Annotated in this window: 21 protein-coding genes and 1 tRNA gene; 8 read left to right on the top strand and 14 right to left on the bottom strand. The window is 60.0% G+C overall.

The annotated features are described in order from the left end of the window. Positions 1-13: 13 nt before the first annotated feature. The 8 genes from ACIQWS_RS09220 to phaC all read right to left on the bottom strand — a co-directional run bounded on the left by ACIQWS_RS09220 (position 14) and on the right by phaC (position 7,742). Complete coding sequence (locus ACIQWS_RS09220; RefSeq protein WP_403175221.1) at positions 14-847, bottom strand: GyrI-like domain-containing protein; 834 nt, start codon at positions 845-847, stop codon at positions 14-16. Between the two features lie 84 nt (positions 848-931). Then, the gene (gene radC, locus ACIQWS_RS09215; RefSeq protein ID WP_403175214.1) at positions 932-1,723 is read right to left on the bottom strand and encodes a DNA repair protein RadC; all 792 of its coding nucleotides are present in this window, start codon (positions 1,721-1,723) and stop codon (positions 932-934) included. Between the two features lie 14 nt (positions 1,724-1,737). Then, the gene (gene map, locus ACIQWS_RS09210) at positions 1,738-2,568 is read right to left on the bottom strand and encodes a type I methionyl aminopeptidase (protein WP_403175210.1); all 831 of its coding nucleotides are present in this window, start codon (positions 2,566-2,568) and stop codon (positions 1,738-1,740) included. An 18-nt stretch (positions 2,569-2,586) separates the two neighbouring features. Then, complete coding sequence (gene sfsA / locus ACIQWS_RS09205) at positions 2,587-3,288, bottom strand: DNA/RNA nuclease SfsA (protein ID WP_403175205.1); 702 nt, start codon at positions 3,286-3,288, stop codon at positions 2,587-2,589. Positions 3,289-3,344: 56 nt separating this feature from the next. After that, on the bottom strand, positions 3,345-3,467 hold the full coding sequence (locus ACIQWS_RS09200) for a hypothetical protein (protein WP_346308284.1): 123 nt from the start codon (positions 3,465-3,467) through the stop codon (positions 3,345-3,347). 685 nt (positions 3,468-4,152) lie between these two features. Then, positions 4,153-4,227: transfer RNA gene (locus ACIQWS_RS09195), tRNA-Glu, on the bottom strand. 145 nt (positions 4,228-4,372) lie between these two features. Then, entirely contained in the window at positions 4,373-5,599 is a 1,227-nt protein-coding gene (locus ACIQWS_RS09190) for a YcbK family protein (protein ID WP_403175196.1), read from the bottom strand. 322 nt (positions 5,600-5,921) lie between these two features. Next, on the bottom strand, positions 5,922-7,742 hold the full coding sequence (gene phaC, locus ACIQWS_RS09185) for a class I poly(R)-hydroxyalkanoic acid synthase (RefSeq protein ID WP_403175192.1): 1,821 nt from the start codon (positions 7,740-7,742) through the stop codon (positions 5,922-5,924). 249 nt (positions 7,743-7,991) lie between these two features. Here phaC and ACIQWS_RS09180 point away from each other — a divergent pair, with 249 nt between their 5' ends. The 7 genes from ACIQWS_RS09180 to ACIQWS_RS09150 all read left to right on the top strand — a co-directional run bounded on the left by ACIQWS_RS09180 (position 7,992) and on the right by ACIQWS_RS09150 (position 16,332). Next, positions 7,992-8,336, top strand: a complete 345-nt coding sequence (locus ACIQWS_RS09180; RefSeq protein ID WP_288191648.1) for a hypothetical protein — start codon at positions 7,992-7,994, stop codon at positions 8,334-8,336. Positions 8,337-8,522: 186 nt separating this feature from the next. Beyond that, the gene (locus ACIQWS_RS09175; protein WP_105732616.1) at positions 8,523-9,740 is read left to right on the top strand and encodes an LL-diaminopimelate aminotransferase; all 1,218 of its coding nucleotides are present in this window, start codon (positions 8,523-8,525) and stop codon (positions 9,738-9,740) included. A 74-nt stretch (positions 9,741-9,814) separates the two neighbouring features. After that, entirely contained in the window at positions 9,815-11,131 is a 1,317-nt protein-coding gene (locus tag ACIQWS_RS09170) for a homoserine dehydrogenase (protein ID WP_223613188.1), read from the top strand. 214 nt (positions 11,132-11,345) lie between these two features. Beyond that, entirely contained in the window at positions 11,346-12,335 is a 990-nt protein-coding gene (glpX, locus tag ACIQWS_RS09165; RefSeq protein WP_346306000.1) for a class II fructose-bisphosphatase, read from the top strand. Between the two features lie 151 nt (positions 12,336-12,486). Continuing rightward, positions 12,487-13,128 (top strand): hypothetical protein, encoded by a 642-nt coding sequence (locus ACIQWS_RS09160; protein WP_403175175.1) that lies wholly within the window; start codon positions 12,487-12,489, stop codon positions 13,126-13,128. Between the two features lie 71 nt (positions 13,129-13,199). Then, positions 13,200-14,990, top strand: a complete 1,791-nt coding sequence (gene recJ, locus ACIQWS_RS09155) for a single-stranded-DNA-specific exonuclease RecJ (protein ID WP_403175173.1) — start codon at positions 13,200-13,202, stop codon at positions 14,988-14,990. A 97-nt stretch (positions 14,991-15,087) separates the two neighbouring features. Further along, positions 15,088-16,332, top strand: a complete 1,245-nt coding sequence (locus ACIQWS_RS09150; protein ID WP_403175165.1) for a Y-family DNA polymerase — start codon at positions 15,088-15,090, stop codon at positions 16,330-16,332. A 237-nt stretch (positions 16,333-16,569) separates the two neighbouring features. Here the strand turns inward: ACIQWS_RS09150 and ACIQWS_RS09145 are convergent, their stop codons facing one another. The 6 genes from ACIQWS_RS09145 to ACIQWS_RS09120 form a co-directional block, all read right to left on the bottom strand. Then, entirely contained in the window at positions 16,570-16,827 is a 258-nt protein-coding gene (locus tag ACIQWS_RS09145; RefSeq protein WP_346305996.1) for a YjhX family toxin, read from the bottom strand. 211 nt (positions 16,828-17,038) lie between these two features. Then, positions 17,039-17,662 (bottom strand): ATP-dependent Clp protease proteolytic subunit, encoded by a 624-nt coding sequence (locus ACIQWS_RS09140; protein ID WP_346305995.1) that lies wholly within the window; start codon positions 17,660-17,662, stop codon positions 17,039-17,041. Between the two features lie 36 nt (positions 17,663-17,698). After that, on the bottom strand, positions 17,699-18,079 hold the full coding sequence (locus ACIQWS_RS09135) for an SRPBCC domain-containing protein (RefSeq protein ID WP_346305994.1): 381 nt from the start codon (positions 18,077-18,079) through the stop codon (positions 17,699-17,701). After that, positions 18,076-18,390 carry a helix-turn-helix transcriptional regulator gene (locus tag ACIQWS_RS09130; RefSeq protein ID WP_105732628.1) on the bottom strand — a complete coding sequence of 105 codons (315 nt, stop codon included), beginning with the start codon at positions 18,388-18,390 and terminating at the stop codon, positions 18,076-18,078. The genes ACIQWS_RS09135 and ACIQWS_RS09130 overlap by 4 nt, the downstream gene beginning before the upstream one ends. Positions 18,391-18,526: 136 nt before the next feature. Next, entirely contained in the window at positions 18,527-19,012 is a 486-nt protein-coding gene (locus ACIQWS_RS09125; RefSeq protein ID WP_346305993.1) for an anthrone oxygenase family protein, read from the bottom strand. A gap of 1 nt (position 19,013) precedes the next feature. Continuing rightward, positions 19,014-19,874, bottom strand: a complete 861-nt coding sequence (locus ACIQWS_RS09120) for an NAD(P)H-binding protein (protein ID WP_403175148.1) — start codon at positions 19,872-19,874, stop codon at positions 19,014-19,016. 107 nt (positions 19,875-19,981) lie between these two features. On the opposite strand from ACIQWS_RS09120, the gene ACIQWS_RS09115 reads away from it, so the two are divergent. After that, positions 19,982-20,629 carry a TetR family transcriptional regulator gene (locus ACIQWS_RS09115; RefSeq protein WP_403175144.1) on the top strand — a complete coding sequence of 216 codons (648 nt, stop codon included), beginning with the start codon at positions 19,982-19,984 and terminating at the stop codon, positions 20,627-20,629. Positions 20,630-21,305: the final 676 nt, after the last annotated feature.

Genomic DNA, 21,305 nt, shown 5'->3' with positions numbered 1-21,305 from the left:
ATTCGATGCCGGTTCAGGCCTTGATCGGAATCCATATCTCCATTCCGCCATTGCCGGTCCGCGGGTCGAATTCCGGACCATAACGTTCGAAATTGGGTGCATCGGCCAGGGCATGGCCGGATTCCGGCAGCCATTTGCCCCAGATGGTCATGATCGTGCTGCGAATGGTCGAAATATGGTCGCGATGCGAAAACACCAGATAGGTCTGTGCTGGAATGCGCAGCCGAGCGAACTCCTGCGGGATGTCGGAGAAATCGGCAACCTCGGTGCCCGCGATGTAATCGAAATTCTGGGCGTCATCGCTGTTGCAGCAGACGCCGTAGGCCACATTGCCGATCTGGCCGGTGATATGGCCGAAATAGGGGTTGAAACGCTGCCATTGCGCCGGAATGCCGCTGCTGGTTTGGCAGGTGTATCGTTCGCCTATGCCGGCGACCAGCATTGGTTTGCCGTTCGCGATGCGTGGCTCTTCGATATCGGTGATAAACTTTTCGTCCATTTTCATCGGCTCCACCAATGGGATGTTACGGGTATGGCGCTGTGCGCGGACCTGTTCGGGCGTCAGGCCGAACTGATCGCGGAACGCCCGCGTGAATGCCTCATGGGAGCTGTAGCCGGCATCGAGCGCGACGCTGAGAATATCCGGAGCGCCTTCGCACAGGGATTTTGCTGCCTCGGTCAACCGGCGGCCACGGATGTGACTGCTGACCGAGCGGCCGGCAAAGATGCCGAAGGCGCGGGACATGTGAAACCGTGACAGGCCCGCCACATCGGCGATATCGTCGAGGGTGATCTCCTCGGCGAAATGACCCTCCACATACCAGATCGCTTTCTCAACCGAATTCATGCAACTCTCCATTGGGGCACGGCATACCAATACACATTGTCGGCGACATGCATTTGATCGCGATTGCGGTTCGCCCGGCCAGGGTTAGAAGAGTTTCATGCCCTTCAGGCTCGCATGGCCGTTCTTGCCGATGATGATGTGGTCGTGAACAATGATTCCCATCTGTGCTCCGATGCCGGCAATGGTTTTTGTCATCTCGACATCCGCCTTGGATGGCGTCGGGTCGCCCGAGGGATGGTTATGCACGAGAATGAGAGCGCTCGCGGACAGTTGCAGGGCCCGGGCAATCACCTCGCGCGGGTAGACCGGCGTGTGGTCGACGGTGCCGACCTGCTGTACCTCGTCGGCGATCAGCATGTTTTTCTTGTCGAGAAAGAGGATACGCAACTGCTCGCGCGGCTCGTGCGCCATGGCCGCGGTACAGTAGTCGATCAGTTTGCTCCATGAGCCAAGCATGGTGCGTTCGCCAATGCCGCTGCGCATGGCCCTGTGAGCAAGGGCGGCGATGAATTTGAGATCAAAGGCAACGGTCGGGCCGCAGCCCTTTACCTCCTGCAGGAGATGTTCCGGCGCGCCCAGGACTTCCGCCAGACTGCCGAAGCGGGCCAGAAGCGCCTTGGCCAGTGGCTTGGTGTCGCCTTGCCTTATGGGTCGGTACAGCAGCATTTCCAGCATTTCATAGTCGGCAAAGCCCTGGTGGCCGACTTTCTGGAAACGCTCCTTCATCCGCTCGCGGTGGCCGGTGTAATGCGGTTCCGCGGCCTGGCTGGCAGCGTTGGCTGTATCGGCGGTTTTCTCAACACCAGGTTGTTTCTGCAGCGATTTTGGTGAGGGCTCTTTGAGGAAGAAAGTCTTGGGTGGCTCGTCTTCGCTCATGGGCCCCTGCGTTCCTAATCGAGTTTCAAACCCGGAGCGAACAGGCCTGCGGGTGAAAGGGTGAAGACTTCGCAACCGTCCTTGGTGACGCCGACCGTATGTTCATACTGCGCTGTCAGCGAACGGTCGCGGGTGACGGCTGTCCAGCCATCGGCGAGGACTTTTACATGCGGGCGGCCGAGATTGATCATCGGCTCGATGGTGAAGATCATGCCTTCGCGCAGTTCAACGCCCTCATTGGGCGTGCCGTAATGCAGGATGTTCGGTGCGTCGTGGAAAAGCTGGCCGACACCGTGGCCGCAGAAGTCGCGAACAACGGAGCAGCGCTCCGCTTCGGCATAGTTCTGGATGGCGGCGCCGATGGCACCGGTCCGGGCACCAGGGCGAACGGCCGCAATACCGCGCATCAGGCTTTCATGCGTCACTTCCATCAGGCGCTCGGCGGCACGCTTGATCTCGCCCACGGGATACATGCGGCTGGAATCGCCGTGCCAGCCATCGAGTATGTAGGTGACATCGATATTGACGATATCGCCTTCGCGCAGTGGCTTGTCATCAGGGATACCATGGCAGACGACGTGATTGATCGACGTGCAGGATGATTTCGTATAGCCGCGATAGTTGAGGGTTGCGGGCAGGGCACCGTGATCGGCGCCGAATTCGAAGACAAAGCGGTCGATGGTATTGGTGGTCACACCCGGTTCAACCAGACTGGCGAGCTCATCCAGGCAACGTGCCGTGAGCTGGCAGGCCTTGCGCATGGCGGCGAAACCTTCAGGGCCGTGAAGCCTGATCTGTCCGGTGTTCTTCAGGGGCGCTGTCTGCGCATCGAGATAGGTGACCATGGTGCTTTCCGCTTGGCGTCAATCAATAATGGGTATCGCAGTTGTTGCAGCAATGCCCGAAGGCGTGATGTGGCATCTTATTGCGTAAGCTTCAACCCCGCGGCGCATTGCCCGCTCGAACGCCCTTGCGTAAACCGGGTCTAGGTCGCCGCAGATTCGCAAGCGGTCGCAGTCGTCGCGCTGGATCACGTAAAGCATGACACCACGGTGACCATTCTCAACCATGTTGCCAAGCTCGTCCAGATGTTTTGCGCCGCGGGCTGTCGGAGAATCGGGAAATTCCGCGAGATTTGCCGTGCGGGAGAAGTGCACGTTCTTCACTTCGACATAGGCCGTCGGCCGTTCCGGATCGGTCAGCAAAATGTCGATGCGGGAATTTACGCCATATTTCTGCTCGCGCTTGAGCGCGCCATACCCGCCGAGCGCGAGCAGAAGCCCCGCCACAATGGCTTCCTCGGCGATCCGGTTGGGCAGGCCCGTATTGATACCGACCAGTGTGCCCTGCGCTTCGACGATCTGCAGCGTATGGGCATATTTGCGCTTGCCGTCATCGGACAAGGACAGCCAGACGCGGATGCCGGGATCGGTCAGCCCGAGCATGGAGCCGGTATTGGGTACGGAACTGGTGATCGGGCTGCCATCATCGAGGATGATATCGGCAAGAAAGCGCTTGTAACGCTGGACCAGTCGGCCGGTGACGAGAGGGGCAGGGAAAATCATCCACGAGATCTACCCGACCGGGGAAGGCCGGACAATCGCTAATCGCGCCTGAAACGTCAGGACAGGCCCTGAACCGTCCTGATCACATCGGCCAGGGACAGATTGGCCATGAGCATGGCAGCCGTCGCAGCAAGGCCGGCCAGCAAGAACGTCACTGTTATCTTCGTTTGTCTGCTCATGAATATGTTTTCCTGCATGGTGACATAGGATGGGAAAAACATGCTTAGATTGTGGCCCGTCTGTGCCCATTCGCAGGCGCTGAACCGGGACCGAAGGCGGTGGGTAGGTCAGGCCGCAGACAAAAAAGGCCTGCCTTGGGAAAGGCAGGCAAATTTGCTCTGGGGTGGGAGAATTCGGGTTGGTTTGGAGGTTAAACCGAACCCTACTGCCGGAGATCGGAATCTCAGCAGTGATTGATGATAAGTCAGGTCAGGTATGGAGCCTCATAACTTTCTTTAACAGCCGGTGACAAAGCTTGAACATGCAGGTCTGTTCTCATCGTCCGCCCTGTCTCATCCTGTATACGCCTGCCCACGGCGGGTGAAACGCATAGGAGGAGACATGATGAACTGTAAGTTTTTCGTACCCGTTCTAGCGGTCGCTGCGTTCACATTGGCAGCTTGCGACAACAAGCCATCTGAGGGCGGCAGCAAGCCGCCTGCGACCACCCAGGAGCCCGCAAAACCCGGCGCAGCTCCAACCACTCCGGCACCGGAACCGGCAAAGCCGGCCCCTGCCAACTAGCTGCAAGGACCAAAGACAGCGCGGCCGGCTCTTGCGGGGGCTGGCCGTTTTGCATGAAAGGATAAAGCGCAGGCCTATGAGCCGGCTTCTGTAATATACTGATTTTACGGGGAGAAAGCCTGGTACGCCCAAGGGGAATCGAACCCCTGTTTGCGCCGTGAAAGGGCGCCGTCCTAACCGCTAGACGATGGGCGCCTGCAGGTAAGCGGCTTATAGTGAAACAGTTTTTCGACTGCAACCCCATATTTCATTCTTTTTTGGGAAAAGTGAAAATTCTTCGTGGGGCTGTGCACAAATGCCGTGCGCATGGGCGGCCGCGAACGGCCGCAATTAATCCGGATCAGCCGCGACGGCTGCCGCAGCGCCAGTTCCAGTCGCGAGTCGGGCCAATATCGACGTGAACCGATTCGGTATAGCAATAGGTGCCAACGCCGCCGCGACCCGGCATTGTCCGGGCAAAATTCGCCAGATCCCATTTGGAAACGCCGGGAACCTGGATATCCGCCGCCGCGCAGGACATGTGGAGCGAGGCCTTGGCGCCGTTCACGAGCCGGTTGTAAGGCGGGCTGCGATAGCCTGACGTCACGATCACCGATTTGCCGAAGCGGCGTTCGATTGTTTTCAGCATGCCGACCAGTTGCGGTTTCAGGCAGGCGACATCCACGCTTTCGCGCTGAACCTTGAGCCCATTGGGGGCCAGCCGGGCCAGTCCGGCCGCCGAAGCCAGAATCACCGGCGCGGCGGCTGATTCGTCGTCGTCCTGATAGAGACTGTCGCGCTGCATGATCTGGATGCCGCCATTGGGGCGCACGCCGGGCAGGGACGACAGATGCTCGGTCGGTCGGTAGTTCGATGGCGACGGCAATCCGGCGGCGCTGGCCACCTGTACCGGCGCATTGCCGCTGATGGCCTTGAGTTGTGCCTGCGCCTTGGGCTGAATGACGGCGACCTGACGTTTCGACGCGGCAGCACCGGCATTGTTGGCAAAGAGGCGCACCAGCAAGCCATTGTCCCTGTCGGATGCCGGTGCATGTGCTGCCGGTTTGGCTTCGGGAACGGTGATTGTCTGCCCGGCACCGGCTGATGCAACCTGTGCCGCCTTGGCTTCCGCGTCCGCCTTGGTTGGCTTTGCGCCGGTTTCCGGAGCGGCATGCGATTCGGCTGCTTGCGGTTGCTCGACCGTTTCCGGCGCGGCGCTTCCGAACAGCGATGTCTTTACCGGCGGCTTTACCACCGCGGGCGCGAAGGCTGTGACGTGCTGCCCTGTTTCCACAGTCGCTTTGGCTGCGGCCTCAGCGGTGGCCGCCTCCTTCGGTGATTGCGGATGGGCGGCAACCGTTTTGCCCTGTTCCGCCGACGTGGCGGCCTGAGTGGCTGCCTTGGCGGCGTTTGTCTCGGCGCCGCCAGCAAGGGCCAGTGCTTCGGGGGATGCTTTTTCCGATCCGGCTGCCGGAATCGCATTCGCATTGGCGCTGGCTGTCGCGGTGCTTGTGGTGGCTGAAGCGACGTTGAGGACGGAGCCGGCAGTCGGTGCCGATCCTGTCGACGTGCAGGATGCTGTCGCCATCGCAAAAATCGTTACGAAGCAAATAGCGGTGCTCGCCCGGAAGGCTGCTACTGAGGCTGACAGCTTGTTCAACGATTCCCCCGTCTCGTCTTTTCCGGCTCTTGCAATGGTTCAGTCCAATCCGCTTTGAGATGAGCAGGATGCTCGCGAAGTTTAGTTGAAGTGCAAAAACACCGGCAGAGAGAGCGCAAAGTTAACGATTTTTAAACGTCTCCACAAGCTCCGGGCTATAGCCAGAATGAGGCGAAAACGTGATTGGCCACCTTCCTGCCATGGTTTTCACGACCAGGATAGGCTCAAAAGCCAGCAAAACAGCGAATTTTTACACGCGGATGCGCACGTAGGTTCCCGGCGCCTCGCCGAGAATTTCCGAACCATTTTCACCGGGCTGGCGTGCGGGAACGCGCGCGTCGTCCTGCGATTCGATCCATTTTTGCCAATGATTCCACCAGGAGCCGGGATGTTCCGACGTGTTGGTGAGCCATTCGTCGAACGCGCCGACGGGCGAACCGCCGGTCCAATACTGATACTTGTTCTTGGCGGGCGGATTGACCACGCCGGCGATATGGCCGGAGCCGGCCAGGACATAGGTGACGTCGCCGCCGAAATATTTGCAGCCGGTGAAAACCGACAATGCCGGCGCAATATGGTCTTCCTTGGCGGCGAGATTGTAGATGGGGATTTTGACATCGCCCAGTGACAGGTTTTGCCCGGCGAGCTTCATCATCCCGCGCACCAGATTGTTGTCGAGATAGCAGTTGCGCAGGTAGTAGGAGTGGTTGGCCGCACTCATCCGCGTGGCATCCGCATTCCAGTAGAGAAGATCGAATGGGACAGGATCGCGACCGCGCATGTAATTGTTGACGACATAGGGCCAGATCAGATCGCCGGAACGCAGCATGTTGAAGGCCGTCGCCATGCGCGTGCCGTCCAGATAGCCTTCGGCGGACATGGCGGCTTCCAGGGCGCGAATCTGATCCTCGTCGACGAAAACCTTGAGATCGCCCGCATAGGTGAAATCGACCTGCGTGGTGAAAAGGGTCGCGCTCCTGATCCTGTTTTCGCCTTCCTGGGCAAAAAGGGCGAGGGCGGCGCTCAGAAGCGTTCCGCCGACGCAATAGCCGATGGCGTTGACCGCTTTTTCGCCCGTTGCACTCTCGATGGTGTCGAGGCCGAAGCGCAGGCCCTCATTGATGTAGGCGGTCCAGTCCTTCATGGCGTGCCGGTGGTCTGGATTGACCCAGGAAATCACGAACACGGTGTGTCCCTGGTCGATGGCCCATTTGATGAAGGATTTTTCTGCGTTCAGATCGAGGATGTAGAATTTGTTGATCCACGGCGGGCAGATCAGCAGCGGGCGTTTCAGCACATCCGGCGTCGCGGGTTCATACTGGATGATTTCTGCGACATCGCTGCGCGCGATCACCTTGCCGGGGGTGGTCGCGACATTTTCACCGAGGGCGAACTTGGTCATATCCGATTGCCGCAGGCGCAGGTCGCCGCCGCCGGCAACGATGTCTTCCGCCAGCATCTTCATGCCCTTGACCAGGTTCTCGCCATTGCTAGCGACCGTTTCCTTGTAGAGTTCCGGATTGGTCAGCAGGAAGTTGCTGGGCGATATCGCCGTGGTCAGCTGCTTGACGTAGAACGCCGCCTTGTGGCGCGTGTGATCGTCGAGGCCTTCGGCATGGGTGACCAGTTCGCCGGCCCAGTTTGCCGTGACGAGATAGGCCTGCTTGAGGAAGTCGAAGAAAGCGTTCCTGCCCCAGTCCTCGTCGGCGAAGCGCTTGTCGCCCTTGTCGGGCTTGACGACGTCATCGACCTGTTCACCGCTCATGCGGCGGATGGAATTGGACCAGATGGCCATATAGCTGGCGAACAGCTTGGTCTGCGCCTCCAGCGCGCGCCCCGGTTCGGACAGCCAGTATTCGGAAACACGCGAGAGGGTTTTCACCACATCGGTGACGGGATCGGCGATCGTGTCGCGCTTCAAGCCCTTTTCACGCGGCTCGACCCAGGCGGAGGCGGCCTTGCCGGCCTGTTCGATCATATGGGCGACATTGCGCGCGAAAGCTTCCGGATCCTTGATGACATATTTGTCGAGGTTCGGCGTTTTTGCACTCTTGTCGCCTGGATTATCCATATATTCGTTCCCTCCCGCCGATCCTCCCGATCAGCATAATAGATATGATACCACAAGTCAGAGCAACGGACATTCAATTGCGGTCATTGTGCAGGAAAGATCACGGCCTTGTCACCATCTTCGCAGATTGTATTTCCATGGGAGAAACGGAATTGAACCCATTTGAATGTCGGTTGCTCTAATGCTATCCCTCTAACGTGCATTTCATATCACTATGATGAATATCGATTCCGGCAGTCAGGACAAACAATGAATATCTCGGTCAAAACCATCATCCGCTTCTCGGTTGGCGCCGTTCTGATTGCCGGTTTGAGCGCCTGCGCGAACATGCCGCCCGAGCCCATGTCGAATTCGCCCCTGACCGGTCCTGTCAACACCGGCACTTTTCCGGTTTTCACGCCCGATCCGAAGGGCGAGACCGCACAGCTGACGCCGCAGCAGAAGGACGATCTGCAGAAGAAGCTGGTGGCGGCCAAAGGCGGGCAGGGCAATGCCACCGCCGATCCGGCAGCCGTTGCCCGGCGCCAGGCCGAGATGAAGAAGCTGGTCCAGCAGCAGCAGGACGATTTGAAGGCTATTGAAAGCGGGCAATAACCCATTGCCGGCAAGGTCATGAAGACACCACGAATGGGTGTCTTGCTCAGGAGAATCCCGGGCTGGATGGCATGACGGCGATTGACCCGGCGCGCGACGCGCGGTGTCAATGATCGCTCGACCGCCGTACAGTTTGGGTGTATAGCGCACCCGCACATAGAACCCATTTTTACCGGACCCAAACCTATGGAAGAATTTCATAAAGTTCGCCGCCTGCCACCTTACGTTTTTGAACAGGTCAATCGCCTGAAGGCGAGCGCGCGAGCGGCCGGTGCGGACATTATCGATCTGGGTATGGGCAATCCCGACCTGCCGACGCCGCAGGGCATTGTCGACAAGCTGTGCGAGGCCGTCCAGGACCCGCGCACCCACCGCTATTCCTCCTCGAAAGGCATTCCCGGTCTGCGCCGTGCCCAGGCCGCCTATTACGAGCGGCGTTTCGGCGTGAAGCTCAATCCCGACACGCAGGTCGTGGCGACCCTTGGCTCCAAGGAAGGTTTTGCCAACATGGCGCAGGCGATCACCGCGCCCGGCGATGTCGTGCTGTGCCCAGATCCGACCTATCCGATCCACGCGTTCGGCTTCATCATGTCCGGCGGCGTCATCCGTTCGATCCCGGCCATGCCCGATGACCAGTTCATTCCGGCGCTGGAACGCGGTATCCGCCATTCCATTCCGAAGCCGCTGGCACTGATCCTCAACTACCCCTCCAATCCGACCGCCCACGTGGCATCGCTGGATTTCTACAAGGATGTGGTTGCCTTCGCCCGCAAGAATGAAATCATCATTCTGTCGGATCTGGCCTATTCCGAGATTTATTTCGACGACGCGCCGCCTCCGTCCGTCCTGCAGGTGCCGGGCGCGATCGATGTTGCCGTGGAGTTTACCTCCATGTCGAAGACATTCTCGATGCCGGGCTGGCGCATGGGCTTTGCCGTCGGCAATGAACGTCTGATCTCGGCGCTCACCCGGGTCAAGTCCTATCTCGATTATGGCGCGTTCACGCCGATTCAGGTTGCCGCTGCCGCTGCCTTGAATGGCGATGGTTCCGACATTGCGGAAGTGCGTGCGGTCTACAAGCATCGCCGTGATGTCCTGGTCGACAGTTTCGCCCGCGCCGGATGGGATATTCCGTCACCGGCGGCGACGATGTTTGCCTGGGCGCCGATCCCGGAAAAGTTCCGTAGCCTCGGTTCGCTGGAGTTCTCCAAGCTGCTGATCGAGCATGCGGATGTCGCCGTGGCGCCCGGCATCGGCTTCGGCGAGCATGGCGATGACTATATCCGCATCGCGCTGGTCGAGAACGAACATCGCATTCGTCAGGCAGCCCGCAACCTCAAGCGGTTCCTTGCAACGGCGGATGAAAAGCTGCACAACGTCATTCCGTTGAACGCGCGCCGCTGAGCGGCATGCCGACATCGGAATTCGCGGCGCCGTCGGGCGCCGCTTCAGGCTAAAACACTTCAGGGAAATGAACGATGAGTGATGCGCTGCGCGTGGGAATCGCCGGACTGGGCACTGTTGGTGCCTCGGTTCTGAAAATTTTGCGGGACAAGGGCGAGATGCTCACCCGTCAGTGCGGCAAGGAAATCATCGTCACCGCCGTGTCCGCCCGTGATGCCAAGCGGGATCGCGGCGTGGACTTCTCGTCGGCCACATGGTTCGACGATCCGGTTGCCTTGGCCAAGTCGAACAATATCGACGTGTTCATCGAACTGATCGGCGGCGACGAGGGTCCGGCGCGCGCTGCTGTCGAGGCGGCGCTGAAATCCGGCCGTCATGTGGTCACCGCCAACAAGGCGCTTCTTGCCAAGCATGGCGTGTCTCTTGCCAAAATTGCCGAGGAGAAGGGCGTCCTGCTCAACTTCGAAGCGGCGGTGGCTGGCGGCATTCCCGTCATCAAGGCTTTGCGCGAGTCCCTGACCGGCAACACCGTGTCGCGCGTCTACGGCATCATGAATGGCACCTGCAACTACATCCTGACGCGGATGTGGGACGAGGGCATTTCCTTCGAGGATTGCCTCGCCGATGCCCAGCGTCTCGGCTATGCGGAAGCCGATCCGACATTCGATATCGAGGGCAACGACACCGCGCACAAGCTGGCGATCCTGACCAGCCTTGCTTTCGGCACGCAGATTGCCGCCGATGACATTTATCTCGAAGGGATCAGCAATATCTCGCTGGCCGATATCAAGGCCGCCGATGAACTCGGCTACCGCATCAAGCTGCTTGGCGTTGCGTTGAAGACAGACAGCGGCATCGAACAGCGCGTGCATCCGACCATGGTGCCGGTCGAATCGGTGATTGCGCAGGTGCATGGCGTAACCAACGCGGTTGCGATCGAGACCGATCTTCTCGGCGAATTGCTGTTGTCGGGTCCGGGCGCCGGTGGTGCCGCCACGGCATCTGCCGTTATCGGTGATCTCGCCGACATCGCCAAGAGCCGTCCGGGCTTCCAGCACGGCCCCGTCTTCGGCACGCCGGCAAAATCGCTGGCGCCCTACAAACGTGCCAAAATGCGCTCGCACGAGGGCGGATACTTTATTCGTCTGACCGTGCATGACCGTGCCGGCGTTTTTGCGGCGATTGCCAAGCGCATGGCCGACAATGACATTTCGCTGGAATCCATCGTCCAGCGCCAGAGTGCGGAAAGCCACCCGGATGCCACCAAGACAGTCATCCTCGTCACGCACGAAACCACCGAGGCGGCTGTCAAGAAGGCGCTTGAGGGTATCGTGAAGGATGGCCATTCCACGGACAAGCCGCAGATGATCCGCATCGAACGCGCCGGCTGATACAGCCGGCCCATGACCGTTTGTAAAAGGCTTGTATTGCTTCGTGAACGGCCGCTACCCCGTTTAATCGATTAGCTTTTTCGGTGAAGGCACTTTCCTGCCGGCGGGGTCTTGCCGCTGCTCTGCGACTTTGACAAAAGGTTTGCACAGCAATGCTAGGAAGTACCCTGTTGATCCGCAAAAGGGTAATTCCCACACGAACGCAGGATAGATTATGCCGAAAACTTCTGACCAGACTTCGATGGGCCTCGACCGTATTTTGACCCTTGAGCTCGTCCGCGTGACCGAGCGTGCCGCCGTGGCCGCTGCCCGTCTGCGCGGGCGCGGCGATGAAATGGCTGCCGATCAGGCTGCCGTGGATGCCATGCGTCAGGAACTCAATCGTCTTCCCATCAGCGGTACCGTGGTGATCGGCGAGGGCGAGCGCGACGAAGCGCCGATGCTCTACATCGGTGAAGAAGTCGGCACGCGCACGGGCCCCGAGGTCGATATCGCGCTCGATCCGCTTGAAGGCACCACCATCTGCGCCAAGAACCTGCCCAACTCACTCGCCGTGATCGCGATTGCCGAAAAGGGCAATCTGCTTTACGCGCCCGACGTCTACATGGAAAAGATTGCCGTCGGACCGGGCTATCCCGCCGGAATCATCCAGCTCGATGCGCCTGCGGCGGAGAACATCGCTGCGGTGGCCAAGGCCAAGGGCGTTCCGGTCAGTGAGATCACCGCCTGCATCATGGACCGCCCGCGCCATGCGCGGCTGATCGAGGAAGTGCGCGCAACGGGCGCCTCCATCCGCCTCATCGGTGATGGCGACGTCGCCGGGGTGATCCACACGACCGATCCCGATGAAACCGGCATCGATATCTACATCGGCATCGGCGGTGCGCCGGAAGGCGTTCTTGCCGCGGCGGCTCTGCGCTGCATCGGTGGCCAGATGCAGGGCCGCTTGCAGCTCAACAGCGACGACAAGATTGCGCGTGCCGCCAAGATGGGCATCAGCGATCCGAAGAAGATCTACACCATGGAAGAAATGGCCAAGGGCGACGTGCTGTTTGCGGCCACGGGTGTCACTGACGGCAATATGCTGTCCGGCGTGAAATTCGCCCGCGACTATATCCAGACCCACACGATCGTCATGCGTTCGCATTCGCAGACCGTGCGCGAGATCAAGGCAAAACACCAGGACATGACAAAATTCCAGTAAGAACCGGTATTTGAAACACTTTTTGCCCTGCAGTTCCTTCGGGCTGCAGGGCATTTTGTTAACTGCGTTGATGGCTCAATAGGAAATGCCCTATTGAGGCCATGCTTTTTGAGGTATTTTCAGAGCGGGAGTTCAGATCGGTGGAACAGCCATGAATATCCGAACGAAAATAACCGGTTGCCTTGTATCAACGCTCGTTCTTCTGGGCCCGCTGAACGGTGCTTTTGCGCAGGACCCTTACCTTGATCTCATTCAAGGCTATCGCTCCAATTCGATTGCCGACCGGTTTCCGCAGATGGTCGGACCCTTTACCCTCGTCAAACACAGCGTCAATCCGCAGGATTTCAGCGTGACGGCCGAATATGAAGCCGTTGACGCCCGGGCAACGGTGACGATGGCTGGCGTCAGGGCCAGCAACAAGGATGCCGCTTATCCGATCAAGGACGGTCCCGACGATCCCGTTGTGCGCGATCTCTTCGAAAAGGCCACGCAGTACCATTCGACCCAGCCCGGCGAAATCGCGGTGCAGACAACGTTGCCTTACAGTGTGGGCCGGGCAATGCCGTGCGTCACCGCGGATGCGGCGCAGGAGAAGCACGCCTTCCTGGTCTGCGTGATCGGCATGCACAGCCGCTATCTGCTGATCCAGCCCGTTGCCAACTACGCCAAGGGCAGCAAGGATGCGGCCGAGCGCAGCCTTGCCGATTTCGCGACCTCGATTGCCACGACGATGAATGATCTGGGGACACCGGCGGTCAATGGTCAGGCCGCACCCGCGACAGCCCCGCAGTAATTGCTGGTTTGTGCACCGGATTGATCGTTCGGAGCATTGCATTCGGCGCGGCCGGATGATTGAACCCTTGCATGGCACCAGAACGGCTTTTCCTCGGCATTGAACATTCTGCAACCGGTCTGAAATGGGTTGACCGGCTGGGACCGCGTGAAGCCAATATTGCGCTCGCCATGGCGCAGAACCATGGTTTTCCCGATCTCGTCACCCGCGTTCTCGCCGGGCGCGGCGTCGGGGTGGACGATGCGCCAGCTTTCATGGACCCGACCATCAAGGGCCTGATGCCCGATCCCGCATCGCTGATCGATATGGAAAAGGCGGCCGGTCGTATCGCGCAGGCCATCGCCAAACACGAGAAGGTGGCGATTTTCGGCGACTACGACGTGGACGGCGCCTGTTCGTCGGCCATTCTCTCGCGCTTTCTCAGCCATTACGGCGTTGCCAACCATATCTATATCCCCGACCGGATTTTCGAGGGGTACGGGCCCAATCCGCAGGCCATGCGCGAACTGGCGCAAAATGGCGCTTCCCTGATCGTGACGGTGGATTGCGGCACCAACAGCGCAGCGGCCATCGAGGCTGCGCGCGAAGCGGGTGCTGACGTGGTCGTGCTCGACCATCATCAGGTCGGCGGCGAACTGCCGGCTGCCGCCGCGGCGGTGGTCAATCCCAACCGCGAGGACGATTTGTCCGGGCAGGGCCATCTTTGCGCGGCAGGGGTGGTGTTCCTCACCCTGGTGCAGGTTCTGCGCACCTTGCGCGCGCAGCGCATTGCGACGGGAACGCTGGCGCCGGACCTGTTGTCGATGCTCGATCTGGTGGCGCTTGCCACCGTGTGCGATGTGGTGCCGCTGAAGGAGCTGAACCGCGCCTTCGTGGTCAAGGGCCTGCTCGTCGCGCGGGCACAGCAGAATGCCGGGCTGGCCGCCCTGGCGCGGGTTTCGCGCATCGGCGAACCGCTCAGCGCCTTTCATTTCGGTTATCTCATCGGTCCGCGCATCAATGCGGGCGGGCGCATCGGCGATGCCGGGCTTGGCGCGCGGCTGCTGACGCTGGACGATCCGAACGAGGCGGCGCGGATTGCCGCCGAGCTTGATCGGCTCAACACCGAGCGGCAGGCGATGGAAACCGTGATGCTGGAGCAGGCGGAAGCCGAAGCCATGCTGGAAATGTCGAGCGGTGGCGGACCCGCCGTTCTGGTGACGGCCAGCGACGACTGGCACCCGGGCATTGTCGGCTTGATCGCGGCGCGGCTGAAGGAAAGGGCCCGGCGCCCGGTCTTTGCCATCGCCTTCAATGTCAACGGCACCGGCAGCGGTTCCGGCCGTTCGATCAGCGGGTTTGATTTGGGAAAACTGGTGCGCAGCGCCGTGGATGCCGGGCTGCTGGTCAAAGGCGGCGGCCATGCCATGGCGGCGGGCATCACGGTGGAGCGCGGCAAGATGGGCGCGCTGCGGGCATTCTTTGAAGAGCAGGCGGCCGAAATGGTCGGCCAGCTGCGCGAGAACCAGTCATTGGCCATCGACGGTGCGCTCAGCGCATCGGGCGCAACGGTGCCGCTCTTCGAGACGATGGAACGGGCCGGGCCGTTTGGTTCCGGCCACCCGCAGCCGGTGCTGGTGCTGCCGCACCACCGGCTCGTCGATGCCCGCACCGTCGGGACGAACCATGTCAAGGCGACGCTGGCGGGCGCCGACGGCAAGCGTATCAACGCGATTGCCTTTCGCGCAACAGGCGGGCCGCTGGGTGATTTCCTGTTCGGCAATCTCGGCCAGTCCATGCATGTGGCGGGCAATCTGGCCTTGAACCACTGGAACGGCTCGACAACCACCCAGTTCCGCATCATGGATGCCGCGCGGGCCTGACATCTGTCAGCAGGGATAGCAGCATTTCCTGATTCAGTTTGCATTGAACGGCCCGATGTTCTATTTTTGTTCTCATTCTGCAGCGAGAACAGAACCCATGCGTAAACCGACCCATCTGGAAAAGCTCTATCTGGATTTCGACAGCTTTTTTGCCAGCGCCGAGCAGCAGCTCGATCCGGCGCTGCGCGATCGGCCCATCGCGGTGGTGCCGCTGGATTCGCCGCATACAAGCGTCATTGCCGCCAGCCGCGAGGCAAAGCCCTTCGGCATCAAGACGGGCACCTCTGTGCGCGATGCCCGTGCGCTCTGCCCGGATATCGTGTTTCTCGAAGCGCGGCCCGATGTCTATGTGAAGATGCACAACCGGATTCTGTCGACCATCGAGACCTGCGTGCCGATTGCCGCCGTGCGCTCGATTGACGAGGTGGCGTGCACGCTGCTGGCCTCCGAGGCCAGGGACCCGCAGGGGTTGGCGGCGCGCATCAAGCGGGCGCTGCACGAGGAAATGGGCGCGGTGCTGACCTGTTCGATCGGCGTTTCCCTCAACGAGCTTCTTGCCAAGATCGCCGCTGAAATGGACAAGCCCGATGGCTGCGTCGTGCTGGATCATGATGACCTGCCGGGACGGCTGTTCGACCTCCGGTTGAAGGATTTGCCCGGTATCTCCAAGGGGATGGAACAGCGCCTGGGGCAGTCCGGCGTGAACGATGTGCGTGGTCTCTGGGCGCTGGCGCCCAAACATGCCCGTGCGATCTGGAACAGTGTCGAGGGCGAGCGTTTCGTCTCGGCGCTGCATGGCTATGCCGTGGAAAAGCCGGAGACCGTCAAGCGCATGTTCGGTCACGGCCGCAACCTGCCACCGGATTGGCGGGCACCGGACAAGGTGCTGCAATGCGCGCGGCTGCTGTGCCTCAGCGCCGCGCGGCGTTTGCGCCGGTCGCATTACCGTGCCGGCGCGCTCAGCTACACCGTCGGGACACGCTGGGATAGCCGCGTGACGGTGGAAGGCCAGTTCCGCCCGGCACGGGATGATCACAGTTTTCTCAATTGTCTCAATGATTTGCATGAGAAATTGATCAAGGCAGGTGAAATGAAGAAGGTCAATTCGGTCACCGTCGTGCTGCATGATCTTTCCAGCGAGACGGAGGCAAGCCTTGATCTGTTCGACACGCGGGGGATGACCGAGCAGCGCGGCCAATGGGAACGCGTTTCGGACCTGCTCGACAGGGTGCGGGTGCGCCATGGTTCCAAGGCGCTCAATCTCGGGCTGACGACCGGACCCGGCAATTACATCGGCTCCAAGATCGCTTTCGGGCGGATTCCGGAACCGGAAGATTTTTGAGGAGAGATACGGGCCATATTTGCATCAGCATTGTGCGTGGTTCGACAAGCTCACCATGAGGGAGAATGAGGATTGCAGGGAGCTAAGTTCTGCAACGTTTGTGATTGATCTTGCACCAAACCACATCCCTCATGGTGAGCTTGTCGAACCACGCACAATATGGCTCTGCAAACGCATGGTTTGTGGAAACTCGTTGCATAAAACCGGCGGCGTGTTTCCACGCCGCCGGCCATGCGATTACCGGTTGTCCAGCTCCGAGCGCACCAGTTGCAGGCCGCGCCGGGTTACCCGGTAAGGGCCGCCGCCGGAGGAGGCGATGGCCTTTTTCTGTTTGAGCTTGCGGAAGAGCCTGAGGTCGCAGGCCGTGTAGCGGGCACCATCGCGGGTCAGGCAGACGATATCCGTGATGGCCTTGCGCTCATCTTTTTCAAGCAAGATTTTGCCGCCCTGGGCGAGCAGGTGAAGTATGCGCTGTTCGTCGCGCGAAATGTCCATTGATCCAAGTCCTGGGAAAACGGGCAAAAGCCCATAAGAACACGTCCGCTGCCAAAGAACTTTGGCGCGGGGCTCCTGTTTTCACGCCCCAACCTTCAAAGAAGCTGGGGCTTTAGAGGGACTCAGACTGATTAGACATAAACACTCCATCGGTGTGGACGAGCCGTATAAAAGAAGAAAACGGCGATGTCAAAGTCGATGTGGCCCGTCGTCAGCTGCTGGGAAGCTGCAAGGGGCTGCCGTCGCGTTTGCTGATGATCGTATCGACGAGGCCCCAGTCGAGGCCTTCCTGCGCGGTCATGAAATGGTCGCGGTCGAGGGTTCTCTCGACCTCTTCCACCGTGCGGCCGCAATGCTGGGCATAGAGCCGGGTCATGCGCTGCTTGACCACCGCCATTTCCTGCGCCTGAATGAAAATATCCGAGGCCTGTCCCTGAAACCCGCCGAGCGGCTGGTGCACATGCAGGCTCGAATTGGGCAGGGCGGCGCGGTGGCCAGGTTCGCCCGCCATCAGCAGGAATGAACCCATGGAGCGCGCCGTGCCCATGCACAGCGTGGCGACCGGGCAGGTGATGAACTGCATGGTGTCATAGATGGCAAGGCCCGAGGTGATGACCCCGCCGGGCGAGTTGATATACATGGAGATGGGTTTCTTCGGGTTTTCGGATTCGAGAAACAGCAGCTGCGCGCAGATCAGCGCTGCCATGCCGTCTTCCACCTGACCGTTCAGGAAGACGATGCGCTCCCGGAGCAGGCGCGAATAAATATCGAACGACCGTTCACCGCGGCTGGATTGTTCCACGACCATAGGGACGAGCTGCATCATGTCGCGCATGGCGAACACTCCTTCATCAGTTGTATTTCTGTGTGTTTAAGCGGCGAGGCGCATGGCGGTCGGCGGCGCATTGCCATTGGCAGCGGTGCGGCCCTGCGGCATCACTGCGATCACAGGCTCATGCACGATGCTGAAAATCGTGCCGCCGGAGCCATTGGGGTTGAGCCGGAAGGTGACGATGCTGTCAGCCACGGCATCATCCTCTTCGCGCATGGAATAGCGGACGAAACGTTCCGTATCGGCTTCGATGACCTCAAGGGAGATACGCGGTGGCTCCTGCGGCGCCTGCGGATCGGGCAGCAGCCAGCGGGCAACGAATTCCGGTACGGTCAGCGCGCGCCAGACTTTTGAAGGCGCGGCATCCAGATCATATTCATAACGCAGTGCGGTATCGGCTTGCGCTGTTTCGCTGGTCATTGATCCATTTCCTTCAAAAGCTGTTTCAACTCATCGACGCGCTGCGGCCAGAAGGCACGGTAGCGGTGGAGCCATTGGTGCAGTTGCGCCAGGCCGTCGGGATTGACCCGGTAATGAACGTGGCGGCCCGACTTCTGCTCCGCGACAAGGCCGGCGGAGCGCAGGACGGCGAGATGCTGCGACATGGCGGGCTGCGACAGGGAAAACCCCTCGCGCAGCTCGGTCGCATTCTTCTCGCCATCGGCCAGCCGTTCGAACACGGCGCGGCGGGTGGGGTCGGCAAGGGCCTTGAATATATCGACTTCAGACATGCCAATACATAAGCATAGACTTATGTGATCCGCAAGCGTGATTTTTGCAGGCGCCGGAAATGAAAACCCGGCCGTGGGGACGGCCGGGTTCGATTGTCCGGGCAGAGCGGATAAGCGTTTCAGCTTACCGGATGCTTCATGCCTGCGACTGCTGGGCGAAAGCGAAGATGAAGGCGGCGAGGGCGGCGAAATTCGCCACTGTCCGCACATGGTTCCACGGCAGCCAGTCATTCAGATAGGTCGTCCATGCACTCGCGCCTTCGGCGCTTGTCGGGCTGATTGCAGCCAGCGTGTCATTCAGCGGCACGTTGAACACCATGGTGACGATGATGGTGCCGACAAGGAAAAGCACGCTGCCGGCAAGCAGCGCCAGCGACCCGGATTCACCCCAGCGCATGACACTGACCACGCCGAGGACGACGCAGATCGCCGCGGTGCCGAAAAAGGCCAGGGAGAATGAGAAATTGAGGATCGTCACGTTGATCGAATTCATCGCGGCGATACCCTGTTCGGCTGGCAGTTTGGCCAGCGCGGTCATGACGAAGCTTGAAAAAGCGAAGAACAACCCTGCCATCAGGCCGCTTCCCAGGGCGGCCAAAAGGGTGAGAATGGGTAGCCACATGTTACTGTCCCTCCGAAATATCCGACCAGATGCCGGTCGCTGCTGTTTCCTGAACGTAGTGCGAGAAGTCACGCGGGGCGCGGCCCAGCGCCCGTTGCACGCCATCGGCGAGATATTCGTTGCGCCCGTCAAGCACCTGGGTGAAGAGCTCGTTGAGCAGGCCGACGATTTCAGGCGGAAGCTGTTCCTGCGCCAACCCGTGCGAGAACTGTTCCGGCGTGATCGTCACATAGCGAATATCGCGTTTGACGGCGCTGGCGATTTCTTCCGTCGCTTGCGCAAAAGTCAAGAGACGCGGCCCCGTGACCTCATAAAGCTCACCGATATGGCGATCGTCCGTCAGCGCTGCCGCCACCACATCGGCAATATCGTTGGCATCGACGAACGGCTCGCCCACATCGCCGACCGGCAGGGCGAGTTCACCGGCAAGAATGGAGGCCAGCATGACGTTCTCGCTGAAATTCTGGGCAAACCAGCTGGCGCGGACGATGGTCCAGTCGGCACCGGACTGCTGAAATGCCTTTTCGGCACGCTGGGCTTCGTGTTCGCCGCGCCCCGACAGGAGCACGAGCCGTTTGACGCCATTGTCCACGGCAAGCCGCGCGAATGCCTCGACGGTCTCTGTTGCTCCGGGAATGGCAATGTCCGGGTAATAGGTGATGTAGGCGGCTTTGACGCCGTCAAGCGCGGGAAGCCAGGTATTGCGGTCTTCCCAGTCAAAGGCCGGGCTGCCGCTGCGCGAACCGATGCGCACGGGCACATTCTGCGCGTCGAGCCGTTCCGCCACACGGCGTCCGGTCTTGCCCGTACCGCCGACGATGAGAATGGGTTTTGCTGTCGATATGCTGTTGCTGCTGGTCATGGTGATCTCCCTTGTGCAAATATGAGCAATACTCACATTTGCAATATGTGATAAATCCTCATATTCTGCGAGTCAAGCGGAATTTGAGAACCTTGGAGATCCTGCCCATGAACGAGATTGCGTCTGTTGTGCCTGCCTCCGGCGACAGGGAAGCCACCATGCCGCGCAAGGAACCGACGCAGCGGCGCAGCAGGGAGAGGGTGGAGCGTATTCTGTCCTGTGCCTCGACGCTTATCGCCACGGGCGGCAGCGACGCCATGCGCATGAGCGATGTGGCGCAGATGGCGGAGATATCGATCGGATCGCTCTACCAGTATTTTCCGGACAAGGGATCGATCATCCGGACGCTGGCGGAAAGGTACAATGCACTGGGGCGTGAATGCATTGCTGATGCACTGCAAAACGTCAGTGATATGAAGGACTTGCAGTCATCTTTTGCGGATCTGATCGATACGTATCACGCGATGTTTCTGGCCGAACCCGTCATGCGTGACATCTGGTCGGGAACGCAGGCGGACAAGGCGCTGCGCGATATCGATCTGCATGACAGCCGCCTGAATGGCGCCGTGCTTGCCGCGGCGCGTTTGCGCATCAACCCGGCGGCGGACAGGGCGGCGCTGGAGAGTTCCAGCTTCCTGATCATGCATCTGGGCCAAGCCACCATGCATCTGGCGATTTCCGTCGAGCGCGGGGAAGGCGATGCGCTTGTTGAAACGTTCAAGCGGATGGTGCTGCGGGAAATGCTGGCGGGCTAGAAAAGGCATTCATGCGCCAAGCCTTTTGTGTGATTTTCACCCCCCTCTGTCCTGCCGGACATCTCCCCCACAAGGGGGGAGATCAGCTGTCACAACCGTTTCAGCTAATCTTCAACATTGAAAATAACGCAAAAGCGTTTATGCCGATGTGATCTCCCCCCTTGTGGGGGAGATGTCCGGCAGGACAGAGGGGGGTGGGAACAGCCAAGCTGTTGTTTTATAAGAAATTCACCACCAACTTATCCACGTTCTCCCGTCCGCGCTTATTCTTCTCGTGTCCTTTCCGGCGGGAATTCTTCCGGAAACTTTCGAAAGTCGGGAAAGGATCGGCGCTTCGGCCCTGCAGGGAGGAAAACCTGTGCGGCCGGGGAGGTTTGGCTCAATGGTTACGCGTTGGGTAAGGCCTGAAAACGTCGGGGCGGGTGGTCCCCAGGATCGCAAGCATCGCATACCGCATACCCCAAGACCCGCGCTCCAGGGACCGCCCGTCTTTCCCACCTTTCAACAGCCAGACGCAATTGCGGGCGTGGCAACGGAGAAGAGCGTTGCAGAACAATCATGCGTGGTTCGACAAGCTCACCATGAGGGAATCCAGTGCTCTGCAAAATGCAGCCTCCCTCATGGTGAGCTTGTGGCACCACGCCACCCGCACGAGTTGCCCCTGGTGTATCGCAAC

Source organism: Phyllobacterium sp. NPDC097923 (assembly GCF_044760925.1).
Classification (GTDB): Bacteria; Pseudomonadota; Alphaproteobacteria; order Rhizobiales; family Rhizobiaceae; genus Phyllobacterium; species Phyllobacterium calauticae.
Note: the sequence above shows the minus strand (reverse complement) of the source record. Positions and strands in the feature narration are given on the sequence as shown.